The following is a 13,830-nucleotide window of genomic DNA, read 5'->3' as shown; positions in this document are numbered from 1 at the left end:
TCGAAATGAAACAAACGCAAGCCGGGGCTGTCACGGCCCCGGAGCCCGCCCAGCCGGTGCTGTCCGTCGAGGGTCTCACGATCTCGGTGCGTTCCGAGGGGCGCGAGCGGGCGCTGGTCAGCGATCTGAGATTCACGCTGGCGCGCGGCGAGACCATCGCCATCGCGGGCGAGAGCGGCTCGGGCAAATCGCTCACCTCTCTGGCGATCATGGGGCTGTTGCCGCCCCCTGCCCTGCGGGTCAGCTCCGGCGCGATCCGCTTCCAGGGCGAAGACCTCACCCGCCTGCCCGAAAGCCGGATGCGCGCGATGCGCGGCAACCGCATCGCGATGATCTTTCAGGAGCCGATGACGTCGCTCAACCCGGTGCTGAGCATCGGCCTGCAACTTTCCGAGGCGATCCGCGCGCATGAGCCGGTCTCGAAACGCGAGGCCCGCGCCCGCGCGCTCGAGGCGCTGCGCCGCGTGCGCATCTCCGAACCCGAGCGTCGGATGACCCAATATCCGCACGAGCTGTCCGGCGGTATGCGGCAGCGCGTGATGATCGCGATGGCGCTGGCGCTGCGCCCCGACGTGCTGATCGCCGACGAGCCGACCACCGCGCTCGATGTGACGGTGCAGCGCGAGGTGCTCGACCTGCTGCGCGATCTGCAAAGCGAGATGGGCACGGCGATCATCCTGATCACCCACGACATGGGCGTGGTGGCCGAGATGGCCGAGCGGGTCATCGTCATGAAACAGGGTCAGGCGGTCGAGACCGGCGCTGTCTCGCAGATTTTCACCGCCCCGCGCGAGGCCTATACGCAGGACCTTCTGGCCGCGGTGCCGCGCATGGGCGATGGCAGCGGTGCTGCGGGCGCGTCCCCGGATGCGAAACCCGTGGCGCGGCTGCGCGACGTGAAGGTGCATTTCGACATTCGCGGCGGGATCCTGTCGCAGGTGACGCATCGCGTCCACGCGGTCGAGGGCGTCAGCTTCGACATCATGGAGGGCGAGACCTTCTCGCTTGTGGGTGAAAGCGGCTGCGGTAAATCCACCATTGCGAAGGCGCTAACCGGCCTCGTGCCGCATCAGGGCCGCATCGAGGTCGCAGGTCATACGATGGGCGGGCTGAGCGGCGCGAAGATGAAAGAGATGCGCCGCGACGTGCAGATCGTGTTTCAGGACCCGATGGCGGCGCTCGATCCGCGGATGCGCGTGGGCGAACTGGTAGCCGAGCCGCTGGTGATCCACGGCATCGGCACCCCCGAGGAGCAACGCGAGAAAGTCGCGGGCCTGTTCGAGCGCGTCGGTCTCACGCGCGATCAGCTCGACCGCTATCCGCATGAGTTTTCGGGCGGTCAGCGTCAGCGGATCTGCATCGCCCGCGCGCTGGCGCTGAAGCCGAAACTGATCATCGCGGATGAAAGCGTCTCGGCGCTGGATGTGTCGGTGCAGGCGCGGGTGCTGGACCTGCTCGAAGCGCTCAAACGCGAATTCGGCATCGCCTATCTGTTCATCAGCCACGACATGGCGGTGGTCGAGAATATCTCGGACCGGATCGCGGTGATGTATATGGGCCAAATCGTCGAGATGGGCACGCGCGCGCAGATTTTCGGCGCGCCGCAACATCCCTACACCAAGCGCCTGATGGCCGCCGTGCCGATCCCCGATCCCGACAAGGTCCGCGAACCCACCCCGCGCCTGTCCGGCGAGGTGCCGAGCCCGGTCTACAAGCTGGGCACGGGCCCGCAGCGCCTGATGCTGCGCAATCTCGGAGACGGGCATCTCGTGGCGGATAGCGACCTGCCCGCGATGCCGACCGAGACGGCGGCTGAATAACACGAAACCGCGCACAGGGCGGGCGGAACTCTCCGCGCCGCCCTGTGCTTTCAAGGCCGTTTTCGGGTTGCAAATCGCAACCCCTTCTCAAGACCATTCATAGGCGGCAAAGCAAAAGCGACATCGACCCCGTTTCTTTTCCGCAACACCCCGAACACCCCACCAAATCATTGATGCAAATCAAAGAAAGCGACCGGGCAGACGTTTAGCGCGGGAGCTGAAGTCCGTGCGAGGGAACTTCAGAAACGCGCCGAGGCAAACGCACGGACAGGTTGTCAGTTCAATTACGTAAAGAGTGGCTCGATTGACGTACGATTTCTTGTCGTAGCGTTTGCCTTGGGGAATGGGGACAAAGAATGTCGAATACACTACTCACCAATTTGAAACGCACCGTAGCGCCCGCCGCTTTGCTGCTGTGCCTCGGGAATCCGGCCTGGTCGGGCACCTTTGATGACGCACCCGTCATCAGCGTGACCGGCGATGGTCTTATCTTCTCCGATCCGGCGGAAGGCGTGCAGCCGCCCGGCCTCAAGGCCGTGACGGGGGAGGTCAACGCCGACTTTCCCAACACGAACAATCCGAAGGATATCACCAACTGCCTGATGGCGAACACGCCGGATTTCACCTGCACGGCCCCTCCCGGCTCGGGCAAACGGGTTAAGACGCAGCTGACTGGCCCGACGCCGATGGATATCATGCTCTCGACCCAATCGAGCGGCGGCATCACGGAATACTATACCTACGGCAAGACCTCGAACCTCACCGGCGCCCGCATTATCGCCTTCAAGGTGCAGCTCGGCACCGGCTCGGGTGACAGCTTCACCCCCTTCGACCCGAGCGACCCCCAGACCGCGGCACTCTTCGATCCCGATTACATCTCGAAGTTCAACCTGCCCGACGGGCTCTTCGGCGATGGCGGTCAGGAAGAGGCAGGCATCGGCTTCTTCGACAGCACCTCCGCCGAGATGACCATCGCGAACACCGCCAACACGCTCGACGCGACGAACCTGTCGAATAGCGTTCTGGCCACCTATTTCGGCAACTCGCTGATCGACAACAGCATGCTGCCGAAAGCGATCTTCTGGGACGCGACCGGTACGGCCGTCGCCTCGGACGAGGCCCAGCTCATCGCGTGGTACAACCTGAGCGCCGGCCAGTGGCAATACGGCAATCTGGGCGTCGACAGCTCGACCTATCTGGACAGCAAGCTGCAGGCGATGGCCGACTCGCTGGGCGTGACGGTCGCGGATCTCGGCTATACCGGCGGCGGCGCGGTGCCCGCCGATATCGTCGCGGCGATGCAGGCCAATGGCCTCTACACGCAGGACGTGGTCGAGGATCTTCGCAACCTGAACCTGAACTACATCATCGATCTCGGCGATGTCGCAGGCAGCAACGTCACGATGCGCATCGCGCCGATCTTCGCGCCGATCGTCGAGCAGACCGCGACCCGCTACCAGTTCGCAACCGCCGGTCGCCTCGATGCGGCCGCCAACATCCCCTATCTCGATATCGGGAATGCGGAGACCTATCAGACCGCGATCAGCGACATCATGGCGATCACGGATCCGGTCGCGCGCAACGACATGCTCGAGACGACGGGCTACAGCTTCCTGCCCGCCTTTGGCGCTGTCGGCTTCGAGTTCGGGCAGAACATCACGAAAGGGATCGGTCGTCCGGTTGCGCAGACGCAGAACGGATCGGTCACGCTTTCGACGATGGGCGGGCCGACCTCGTGGAAGATCGGCGACGACACCTATGCCTTCGTCTCGGCGGGGGCGCAGAAAGCCAATTACGACCGCACCACCAATGCGATCGGCTACGACGTCAAATCGCATTACATGATGCTGGGCGGCGAGAAATTCGTCGGCAATCAAGTCTCGGTCGGCCTCTTCGGCGGCTACTCGGACGGCACGTCCGATGCCGATCAGAGCCGTGGCAGCATCGATGGCTCCGGCGGCTTCGTCGGTGGCTTCGTGCGAACAGCCTTCGGCAATGGCGGCGCGGCGCAGTTCATGATCGGCTATCAGGATCTTTCCTACGACATGAGCCGCAATGTCATGGGATCGACCGCACGGGCGAGCACGGATGGCCATCAGGTCTTCGGCGCGATCGATGCCGAGTACATGTTCGGGCAAGATCGTCTTCGCTTCGGCCCGACGGGTTCGCTCGAAATGTATCACCTCTCGGTGGACGGCTTCGACGAGACCGGCGCGGGCGCGTGGAACCTGTCCGTCGGGGATCAATCCGGCACCGTGACCGTCGCCTCCGCCGGGATGCGTGGCCAATATGCGCTGTCCTCCAGCGCACAGGCCCCGACCCTGTCCGGTGCGATCAAGTACAACAAGGTCAGCGGCGACGATCAGCTCGTTCAGACCGCTTTCGTCGGGCTGCCCTCCAGTGCAACGCCCGTCGATGGCTTCGACATGAACTGGGTGACGGCGGATGTCGGGATCGACGTGCCGCTCAGCCAGACCGGGACGTTCTCCTCCAGCCTGCATGCCGGGATCTCGGGGACCTTCTCGAGCGACTATGAGAGCCACGCGCTGCAGCTTTCCTTCAACGCGAAGTTCTGAGCGCTCACAGGCCTAAACGAAGACACCGCGGCGCTTTTCGGCGCCGCGGTGCATTTATATTCACAGGTCGATAACGGCTATTCCGCGCCGAGCGGGCGTTACCCCTGCATCCCGATCCGTTCCCGGCGCAGCGTCGACGCCCCGGATTTCGCATGGCTGGCGATCTCTTCCATCGGCGCGAACCAGACGTCGCCCGCCTCCACGGCACGCTCCAGCAGACGCTCCATCTCGCGCCAGCGCGCCAGACGGCCCGTCAGGAACGGGTGCAGCACCGGCATCCAGAACCCGCCCGCCTCGTGCATCGCGTCGAATTCCTCTGCGAAGGCACGGATGCCATCGGAGGGCGCGCGGATCGGCATCAGGTAGTCGATCTCGCCGAAATGCGCGAAGGGCGGCCAGTCATCGGTGCCCCAATGCGGCGGGACCTCGATCAGGCTGCCTTTCGGCGTCTCGACCAGATAGGGCAACTCGTCGGCCATCATCGAGCTGTCATAGAGAAACCCGTGCTCAATCAGCCGGTTAAGCATCGCGGGCGTGAAGGAATAGACCGGGGCGCGATAGCCGCGCGGCTTGCGGCCCGTCATCGTGACATGGACCTCCAGCGCGCGTTCGAACAGTTCCGCTTCGCGTTCGTCGGAATGCTCCATCGGATCTTCGTGCATCCACGAATGATGCCCGATCTCGTGCCCTGCTTTCAGGATCGCCTCGACCGTTTCCGGGTAGGTCTGCATCACCCAGGCGGGCATGAAGAAGGTCTGGGTCAGGCCCAGACGACGATAGGTCTCGAGGATGCGCGGCACGGCGACCGTCGGCCCGTAACGGCCCATCGAGATCGGCTGCAGACGCAGTTCGGCGTCCTCGGGCCGCGCCGTACGGATCAGCGAATCCGCGTCGATATCGAAGGTCACGCAGGCGGCGCTGCGCTTGCCCTCGGGCCAGGTGATCGGGTTGAGAAACATGTCACTCTCCGCTCAGGAAGGATCGGCAGGCACCGGGAGCGTCACCGAGAACAGCGCCACGAGATCGTTGCGCAGCCAGGTCTCGATCTCGTCCCGGCGCGCGGCGTCGGTGGAAATGAACTGGATGAAACGGGCGTTTTGCAGCTGGAACAGCGCCCGGCCCAGATGAAGCGGGTTCAGATCGGCGCTGAGCCTCCCGTCCCGCTGCATCGCCTCGATCCGGCGCACCAGCACCGAGGCAAGCTGTTCGTCGAGCTTGAAATAGGCCTTGGAAAGCTGCGTCCCCGCCTCGATCGTCACTGCCGCGATGACCTGACGCCAGATGTCTTTCTCCAGCGTCTGCATCGCGTGAACCATGATCTCGTGCGCGAAGGCCACCGTCAGCTCGACGAGCTCTGCCTCCGGTCCGGGCAGCGTCGAATCGAGCCGTTCCAGCAGCTGTTTGTCGCTTTCGATCACCAGCGCGAGCAGCACCCCGGCCTTGGTTCCGTAGTAGTTATGGACCGTCACGCCCGAGACGCCGGCCGCCACCGCGATCGCCTCGATCGTCGTCTTGTCATAGCCCTTCTCGCGAAAAAGCTCTTTGGCCGATGTGACGATGCGGTTGCGACGGTCTTGTTTTTGTTGGGCGCGCAGGTTGCTCACTAAGTCCTCCTAGGGTTGCGAACAGTTTTCGGCAATTGCCCATCTTTGGTCAAGACAAATTTTTTATTGCATAAAAGTTTTTATCGAATAAAGTTTTTGCACAAGATCAAGAATCCATACCAACAGCGAGGTCCGCTTATGCGCTCCGTACTCAAACTCGCCGCCGCCTCCGCGGTCGCCCTCTCCGCGGGCAGCCTCTCCGCTGCCGCCGCTGAAACCGTCAATGTCGGGGTCTGCGTCTCCTGGCCGGGCTATGCCATGCTCGAAGTCGCCAAGGAAAAGAACCTGATCCCCGATTACGACCTGAACATCACGATCTTCGAAGATCCGCTGGGCGGTCATGCCGCCCTCGCCGCAGGTCAGCTCGACGTCTATGGCTGCACCGCCGATTACACGCCGCTGGTCGTGGATCGCGGCACCGATGTGGTGAACGTGGCCCAGCTCAACCCCTCCTACGGGGTCGATCACGTCATTCTCGCGCCCGACACCGAGCCCGCCGACCTGCCCGGCAAGAAGGTCTCGGCCCCGCAGGCCTATATCGGTCAGCTGCTGATGGGGATCTGGCTCGATTCCGAGGGCATCACCCCCGATCAGGTCGAGTGGGTGAACCTGAATGCCGATGAAGCCGTCGGTCCGATGATGTCGGGCGATCTGTCGGCTGCCTACATGTACGAGCCGTGGATCTCCAAGGTCCTCGAAGCCAAACCCGGCGCGCGGTCCATCGTGAACACCGCCGATCCGGAGATGCTGAAGACCGGGATCTTCATGGACGCTCTGTATATGAACAAGAACTTCATCGCCAATGACCGCGAGGCGGCGCTGGCCGTGCTGAAAGCGCGTTGGGAAGGGCTGGCCTACTGGAACCAGCACACCGAAGAGACCAACAAGATGCTCGCGTCGTTCCTGCAGTGGCCCGAGGAAGATATTGGCTACGTCATCGGGACCAACGGCAAGTCCTTCGAGGGCGGCATCTACATGATGGACTTCGACGAATCCGCCCGCCTGTGCGGCGTGCTCGACGGCGAAGGCCCGCTCGGCATGGCCAACGGTTCGATGGTCGACTCGATCGCGATGACCAATGACTGGTGGATCAAGCTCGGTCTGATGGAAAACAAGATCGACGCGTCGAAAGGCATCGACTGCTCGCTGATGGGCGATCTGGTCAAAGCCGGATACCGCCAGAGCCTGACCGCACACTGACCCCCTCGGGAAGCGCCGATGCCCGGCGCTTCCCTTCCCCCCAAGCCGGAGCATCTACCTTGAGCGCCCGACCCACTCCCTTTCTCCAGCTGCGCAAGCCCGTGAGCCGCCGTCAGAAGCTGCTTTCCGCGCTCGCCATCTGGGTGCTGTTCTTCGGCATCTGGATCGTCGCCTCGGCCAGCGGTCTGGTGAACCCGCTTCTCGTCCCCGCCCCGCAACAGGTCTTCGCGACCACTTTCGATCTGTTCTTCAGCCGCGGGTTCGGCAGCGACGTCCTGATCTCCATCAGCCGCGTGCTGATCGCCTTCGCGCTTGCCAGTGCGGTCGCGGTGCCGCTGGGCGTGATGATGGGCTCCTTCCCCGCGATCGAGGCTTTCTTCGCCCCCTTCGTCTCGGCCTGGCGCTACCTCCCCGCGCCGTCCTTCATCCCGATCCTGCTGATGTGGTTCGGGACCGGCGAGGCGCCGAAACTGGCGCTGCTGTTCCTCGGCGTGATCTTCTTCCTGATCACCCTGATCATGGATCACACCAAAAATGTGCGCGAGGAGCTGGTCGAGACCGCCCTGACGCTGGGCGCACCGCGCCACAAGGTCGTGGCCCGGGTGATCTTCCCCGCCGTGCTGCCCGATATCGTGACCGCGATGCGCCAGATGCTGGCGATGACCTGGACCTATCTGGTGATCGCCGAGATCGTCGCCTCCACCACCGGTATCGGCGCGATGATGATGCGCGCGCGGCGCTTCCTGAACACCGATGAGATCCTGTCGGGGATCGTCGTGATCGGGGTGCTGGGGCTGCTCTTCGACCTCACTTTCTCCGCCCTGCACCGCTGGGCCTTCCCCTATCTGAGAAAGGCGTGACCATGAGTGCCGAAACCGCATTGGAAATCCGCGAGATCTCGAAGGAATTCGAACTCTCGGGCGGCCGCAAGCTGGTCGCTGTCGAGGGCGCGGGCTTCACCGTCGAACGCAACTCCATCTGCGTCCTGCTCGGCCCGTCGGGCTGCGGGAAATCGACGATCCTACGCATGATCGCAGGGCTCGAGACCCCGAGCGGCGGCGAGATCGTCATCGGCGGCCGCCGCGTCGAGGGACCGGGCCGCGACCGGGGCATGGTCTTTCAGGCCTATACCTCCTTCGACTGGCTGACGGTGCGCAAGAATGTCGAGTTCGGGATGCAGATCAACGGCGTCCCGGCCGCCGAGCGCCGCGAACGCGCGGAACGTTTCATCAATCTCGTGGGGCTCGGGAAATTCGCCGAGGCCTACCCGTCGCAGCTCTCGGGCGGGATGCGTCAGCGCGTGGCGATCGCGCGCACGCTGGCCAACGACCCGGAAGTGCTGCTGATGGACGAGCCCTTCGGCGCGCTCGATGCCGAGACCCGCTGGCTGATGCAGGAGCTGATGATCGACGTCGCCGAGAAGACCAACACGACGATGGTGATCGTCACCCACGATCTGGAGGAGGCGATCTTCCTCGCCGACAAGATCGTTTTCCTGTCGAGCCATCCGGGCCGCGTGAAAGAGGTGATCGTGCCCGAGTTCAAGAAAGGCGCACGGATCGCCGACAAGGAAAGAGCCGTGAAACTTGACGGCTATTCCGATCTGGAAGCCCATCTGATGCGGCTGATGCGAGAGGAAGGACGCGGCAAGGAATGAGCGTGACATTCGACTTCACCGGCAAGACCGTTCTGGTCACCGGCGCTTCGAGCGGGATCGGTTATGGCATTGCCGAAGGCTTCGCACGCGCCGGCGCCGATCTGATCATCCTCTCCGAAACCGAGACTATCTATGAGGCTGCCGAAAGCCTGCCCGGCAAGGTCCGCGCGATCCGCTGCGATATCGCCGACGCCGCGATGGTGACCGAGGCGCTGGCCGATATCGAACGCGTCGATGTGCTGGTGAACAATGCAGGCCTCGAACGCCCTACCCCGCTCAACGGTGCGAACCCGTTGGGCAATGCGACCTTCGAGCGGATCGTGGCGATCAACATCACCGGCACGCAGAACGTGACCGACGCGCTGATCTCGCGCATCCCCGAAGGCGGGCGCATCCTGAACACGGCCTCGATCTGGGCGCGCACCGCCGTGCCGGGCTTCTCGGCCTATGTCGCGAGCAAACACGCGCTTCTCGGCCTGACCCGGACATGGGCGCAAGAACTGGGCCCCCGCGGCATCCGCGTCAACGCGATCTGCCCGGGCTGGGTAAAAACCGGACCGGCGGCCAATTCACTGAGGGAGCTGGCGGAATCCAGCGGCCGCAGCGAGGCCGAGGTCGAAGCCGAGATCATGGCCGCACAAGCAATCGACGGGCTGATGGTGCCCGCCGATATGGCCGATCCGTATATGTTCCTCGCGTCCGAGGCGGGCGCGAATATCACCGGTCAGGCGCTCAACGTCGACCGCGGCGAGGTAATGTCATGAGCCTTCAGGGAAAAGTCGCGCTGGTCACCGGCGGCTCGCGCGGGATCGGGCGCGCCATCGCGCTGGCGCTGGCCGAACAGGGCGCGAAAGTCGCCTTCTGCCATCCCGACGATGCACAGGCGCATGACACGCTGGCCGAGCTTCAAAAGTTGACCGAGGCGGAATCCCTGCCCGCCGATGTCGCCGACGAGGCGCAGGTCGAGGGGATGTTCGACGCCGTCATGTCGCGCTTCGGGCGGATCGACATCCTCGTGAACAACGCGGGCATCCTGCGCGAAAGCCCGCTCGCCGAGACGAAGATTGACGAATTCGACCGCGTGATCGCGGTGAACCTGCGCGGCACCTTCCTCGCCGCACGCGCCTTCGTGCGCCGCACCGAGGAAGGCCGGATCATCAATATCGCAAGCGATCTGGGCATTCTCGGGCGCGAAGAAATGTCCGCCTATACCGCCTCGAAAGGTGCGATCATCGCTCTGACCCGGACGTTGGCGCGCGAGCTGGCGCCGAACACCCTCGTCAACGCCATCGCGCCGGGCTCGATCGAGACCGATATGACGAGCCCCGCCTCGATGAGCCCCGAACAGCTGGCAATCGACATGGCGACGCCGCTCGCCCGGTTCGGCCAGCCCGAGGATATCGCCGCGATGGCCTGCTATCTCGCAGGCCCGCAGAGCAATTTCATCACCGGTCAATGCTTCGGCGTGAACGGTGGCAGTGTCATGACCTGACAGGAGCGACCCCATGTCCAGCGATTCCTTTTTCCACCCGGTTTCCGGCTTCGATCTGCCGCGCTTCGCGGGCGTGCCGACCTTCATGCGCCTGCCGCATGTCGAACTCGACAATCCGCGCCTGAAGGATGTGCAGGTCGGGTTCATCGGCAGCCCCTGGGATTCCGGCACCACCAACCGTCCCGGCCCGCGCCACGGGCCACGCCAACTGCGCGATCTCTCGACGATGATCCGCGCGCAGAACGGTGCGACCGGCGTGCGCCCCTTCGAGATGGTCAACTGCGCCGACCTCGGCGACGTGGCCCCGAACCCCGCCGACATTCAGGATGCGATGGACCGGATCACCCGGTTCTTCGAGACCGTCCGCGCCCATGGCATCCGCCCGATCACGGCAGGCGGCGACCACCTCAATTCGCTGCCGATCCTGCGCGCGCTGGGCACGCCCGAGCCGCTCGGCATGGTGCATTTCGACAGCCATACCGACCTGTTCCACAGCTATTTCGGCGGCAATATGTACACCCACGGCACGCCCTTCCGCCGCGCCATCGAAGAGAGTCTCTTGGACCCGAAACGCGTCGTGCAGATCGGCATTCGCGGCTCGACCTATGACAGCGAGGATCGCGATTTCGCCGATAGCGTCGGCGTGCGCGTGATCCCGATCGAGGAGTTCCATGCCCGCGGCGTCGAGGATGTGATGGCGGAAGCGCGCGAGATCGTCGGCACCAAGCCCACCTATCTCTCCTACGATATCGACTTCATCGACCCGGCCTTCGCCCCCGGCACCGGCACACCCGAAGTGGGCGGCCCGAATTCCTATCAGGCGCTGCAGGTGATCCGCCTGCTCGACAGGGTCAACATCGTCGGCGCCGATCTGGTCGAGGTCTCCCCGCCCTTCGACGCCTCCGGTGCGACCGCTTTCCTCGGCGTCTCGGTGATGTTCGAGATTCTCTGCCAGATGGCGGTGACAATGACCCGCGGGTGATCGCAGAGCTGCCCGCTCAGCCCACGCGGCGCATCCCGTCCGCACGGCTGCGATAGACCGGGGTCATGTTGTTGTCGAGGCTTGCGCCGAGGTCGAGATCCGACTCTTGCAGCCGGGCGACCTCCTGCAGGGCGAGGCCGAGATAGCGCGCGATTTCCTGCGTCGAGAGCCCGAGATCGCTCAGCGCCGAAACTTCCAGCGCGCGATCCGGTCCCGTTTTCTCAGCGCGCGCGCCCGACAAAGGCCAGGGAATGGTCTTCGTCGCGCGGCTGTCCTGCCGTGGCTTACGCGGCAGCGGTAGAAGGTCAGGGCTGTTTTCTGGGGTGATCCAACGAAACATCCGCACACTCCTTCGAGCTTGGCTATGAGGCCCGTTCAGCTAAACCGCATCCGGCCCGCCGCGCCATTGACCGCCGTCAATGCAAACCGCGCAGACCCGGTTCGGTGCGCTCTCTGGGCGGGGTTTTGCCAATCCACGCAGGGCGCCCGGAGGGGCAACACGTCTTTTCACACTTCAGGCACTGAACTGGGTCGGAGCGCGGACCGAAACCCGAGCGCTGATGCGCAACCTGACGAAGGGCCGCAGCCTGCGCGGTCATGGCTGCGATTGACGCCCAATAATGCCGCGCGCGCCGCGCGGGGGTATACTTGGATATTCGCGGAGGGTTGGGGCTACCTCACCCGTTCGAGTCTGCTCGAAGAGCCTTTCGCGAAACCCGCCGGCCACCGCGCGTCTGTCCCCAAGGCTCGGCCGGCGGGGCCGTTTTCATGCGCATTTCAAAACTCCGCCGATGGCGCACTGCAGATCAGTGAGCGCGCCACGATACGCAATATTATTGCGCGAAATGCCTCTCATATTTCGGGAATCTACATTTCTCTACAATTTCTCGCCTGACAGATGGCCCCTGAGGCGGCAAGATTCCTGCAGTCACAAAAGACGCGTGTTGCCCGACCACTGCCATCGATCGGGGGGCATAAAGGGGGGGAATATGTTCAATACTCAGGCCATACGGCCGCAAGTCGACGCGAAATGCGAGGACTGCATCGCGCGCCAGACAGGACTTTGTAGCGCCTTCGAGAGCGAAGCGCTCCTCGATTTTGCGCATCGAAGCTATCGTGAAACCTATCACCAGGGGGCCGAGATCGCGGCTCAGGGCGAAGTGGCGGAACGGGTCGGCATCGTCGCCTCCGGGCTGGTGAAGGTCGTCGTTCTGACCGAAGGCGGGGACGAATACGTTCTGCAAATCCTACGCGCGGGGCACCTGATCGGGGATCCGGACCGCGAGGTGAACGGGTTTTCCAGCGAGGCCGCCACCGATACCGCGATCTGCTGGATGCCGCGCCAGACATGGCACAATTTCCTGCAAACGCATCCGCAAATCTTCCGCGGCTGTCTGTCGGCGCTCAACCGGCAGTTCGAAGAGCTGCAGTTGAGCGTCGTGAAAATGCGCGGGCGCAGCACCGTGCAGCGGCTCGCGCTTTGGCTGATCGAACAGCTCCCCGGTGCACCCGACGGCAGCACACCGCAAATTCGCATCGTGCTGACCCGGCGCGATCTGGCGTCGCTGTTGGACATGACGGTGGAGACCCTGTGCCGCGCGCTGCACCAGATCGAAGAGCGCGGCGCGATCCGCCTGCTTGCGCCCGACCATCTCGAAGTCAGGGATCTCGGACGACTGCGGCGGCTTGCCAAATACCAGAACGAGCGGATCGGCGCGGCCCTTGCCGAGCCCGATCCCGCACCGCGCCTGTCTCAACGCGAGACATGGTCCAGGGGCGGAAAAGCCGCCGTCTCAAAGCTCGGGTCCGAGGGACATGCGCCCGGGCGCACACCGGACTTCGCCACACGCGGAGGGCAGCGATAGAACGAGGACGCGCCGGCCCGGAATGTCTCGGTGGATCACACATCGCGCAACCTGCATTGATCGTGGTCAATGCGCGCGGCCTCACGCGCGGCAAAGCTCGCGATGTGTCAGATCACATCCCGGGAGGCCCCTATGCCACGCAAATCCGACGCGACCGCCCGCACCAACGCGGGCTATGCTGAGCTCGTGAAGCGCCTGCTTCCGCCCGACGGGCCGGACCCGGCACTGCTTGGCCCGTTCGTCGCGATGCAAACTCAAGCGGCCGATCGACTGTTGCAGCTCAATCAGGAATGGCTGCGCTTCACCACCGATCGCATCACCTGCGACCGCGCCCTGCTCGCCAGCCTGTCCAATCCCGGCGATCCCGCTGCAATCGCCTCCGCCTGGTCGGAGTTTTACTCCGGCGCGATCGACGATTATTCCGCGCTCTATCGCCGCCTCTGGGGGCAATATGCCGAGGAGATGACGGAGGCGGTGTTCGACAGCCAGAAGCAGGTGCAGGACCTGTTAATGACCTCCCTGCAAGGGGCGGGTTTCGGCGAGCACCGCCACGCGACCCCGGTCTGAGCGACCGCAATGGGAAGGCCGGATCTGCTTCTCAGCGGCGGGCCCGGCAGGTATAGTTTTGTGCGAT

At 64.1% G+C, this 13,830-nt stretch carries 13 protein-coding genes; 10 read left to right on the top strand and 3 right to left on the bottom strand.

The features are described 5' to 3' along the window. Positions 1-5 precede the first annotated feature (5 nt). Both AKL02_RS09490 and AKL02_RS09485 read left to right on the top strand, forming a co-directional pair. On the top strand, positions 6-1,820 hold the full coding sequence (locus AKL02_RS09490) for an ABC transporter ATP-binding protein (protein WP_083077946.1): 1,815 nt from the start codon (positions 6-8) through the stop codon (positions 1,818-1,820). A gap of 356 nt (positions 1,821-2,176) precedes the next feature. Beyond that, positions 2,177-4,396: a choice-of-anchor F family protein gene (locus AKL02_RS09485; protein ID WP_083077893.1), complete on the top strand. Its 2,220-nt coding sequence runs from the start codon at positions 2,177-2,179 to the stop codon at positions 4,394-4,396. A gap of 98 nt (positions 4,397-4,494) precedes the next feature. On the opposite strand, the gene AKL02_RS09480 is transcribed toward AKL02_RS09485, so the two are convergent. Both AKL02_RS09480 and AKL02_RS09475 read right to left on the bottom strand, forming a co-directional pair. After that, positions 4,495-5,355, bottom strand: a complete 861-nt coding sequence (locus AKL02_RS09480; RefSeq protein WP_083077892.1) for a polysaccharide deacetylase family protein — start codon at positions 5,353-5,355, stop codon at positions 4,495-4,497. 12 nt (positions 5,356-5,367) lie between these two features. Further along, positions 5,368-6,000: a TetR/AcrR family transcriptional regulator gene (locus AKL02_RS09475; protein ID WP_078523171.1), complete on the bottom strand. Its 633-nt coding sequence runs from the start codon at positions 5,998-6,000 to the stop codon at positions 5,368-5,370. A 138-nt stretch (positions 6,001-6,138) separates the two neighbouring features. Between AKL02_RS09475 and AKL02_RS09470 the strand changes: the two genes are divergently transcribed. Genes AKL02_RS09470 through speB form a run of 6 tightly spaced genes read left to right on the top strand, consistent with a single transcriptional unit; the run spans position 6,139 to position 11,331 of the window. Next, the gene (locus tag AKL02_RS09470) at positions 6,139-7,200 is read left to right on the top strand and encodes an ABC transporter substrate-binding protein (RefSeq protein WP_083077891.1); all 1,062 of its coding nucleotides are present in this window, start codon (positions 6,139-6,141) and stop codon (positions 7,198-7,200) included. A gap of 59 nt (positions 7,201-7,259) precedes the next feature. Next, entirely contained in the window at positions 7,260-8,060 is an 801-nt protein-coding gene (locus tag AKL02_RS09465) for an ABC transporter permease (RefSeq protein ID WP_078572202.1), read from the top strand. Positions 8,061-8,062: 2 nt separating this feature from the next. Beyond that, the gene (locus tag AKL02_RS09460; protein WP_083077890.1) at positions 8,063-8,857 is read left to right on the top strand and encodes an ABC transporter ATP-binding protein; all 795 of its coding nucleotides are present in this window, start codon (positions 8,063-8,065) and stop codon (positions 8,855-8,857) included. Further along, the gene (locus tag AKL02_RS09455) at positions 8,854-9,621 is read left to right on the top strand and encodes an SDR family NAD(P)-dependent oxidoreductase (protein WP_198453279.1); all 768 of its coding nucleotides are present in this window, start codon (positions 8,854-8,856) and stop codon (positions 9,619-9,621) included. The genes AKL02_RS09460 and AKL02_RS09455 overlap by 4 nt, the downstream gene beginning before the upstream one ends. Then, positions 9,618-10,349: an SDR family NAD(P)-dependent oxidoreductase gene (locus AKL02_RS09450; RefSeq protein WP_083077889.1), complete on the top strand. Its 732-nt coding sequence runs from the start codon at positions 9,618-9,620 to the stop codon at positions 10,347-10,349. The genes AKL02_RS09455 and AKL02_RS09450 overlap by 4 nt, the downstream gene beginning before the upstream one ends. 13 nt (positions 10,350-10,362) lie before the next feature. Then, positions 10,363-11,331, top strand: a complete 969-nt coding sequence (gene speB, locus AKL02_RS09445; RefSeq protein ID WP_083077888.1) for an agmatinase — start codon at positions 10,363-10,365, stop codon at positions 11,329-11,331. Positions 11,332-11,347: 16 nt separating this feature from the next. On the opposite strand, the gene AKL02_RS09440 is transcribed toward speB, so the two are convergent. Continuing rightward, on the bottom strand, positions 11,348-11,671 hold the full coding sequence (locus tag AKL02_RS09440; protein ID WP_083077887.1) for a hypothetical protein: 324 nt from the start codon (positions 11,669-11,671) through the stop codon (positions 11,348-11,350). A gap of 649 nt (positions 11,672-12,320) precedes the next feature. Between AKL02_RS09440 and AKL02_RS09435 the strand changes: the two genes are divergently transcribed. Next, the gene (locus AKL02_RS09435) at positions 12,321-13,196 is read left to right on the top strand and encodes a Crp/Fnr family transcriptional regulator (RefSeq protein ID WP_165756976.1); all 876 of its coding nucleotides are present in this window, start codon (positions 12,321-12,323) and stop codon (positions 13,194-13,196) included. Positions 13,197-13,328: 132 nt separating this feature from the next. Continuing rightward, the gene (locus AKL02_RS09430) at positions 13,329-13,763 is read left to right on the top strand and encodes a hypothetical protein (RefSeq protein ID WP_083077885.1); all 435 of its coding nucleotides are present in this window, start codon (positions 13,329-13,331) and stop codon (positions 13,761-13,763) included. The last annotated feature ends 67 nt before the right edge of the window (positions 13,764-13,830 follow it).

It is taken from the genome of Thioclava electrotropha (assembly GCF_002085925.2).
Lineage (GTDB): Bacteria > Pseudomonadota > Alphaproteobacteria > Rhodobacterales > Rhodobacteraceae > Thioclava > Thioclava electrotropha.
This window is presented reverse-complemented; position numbering and strand designations above follow the sequence as displayed.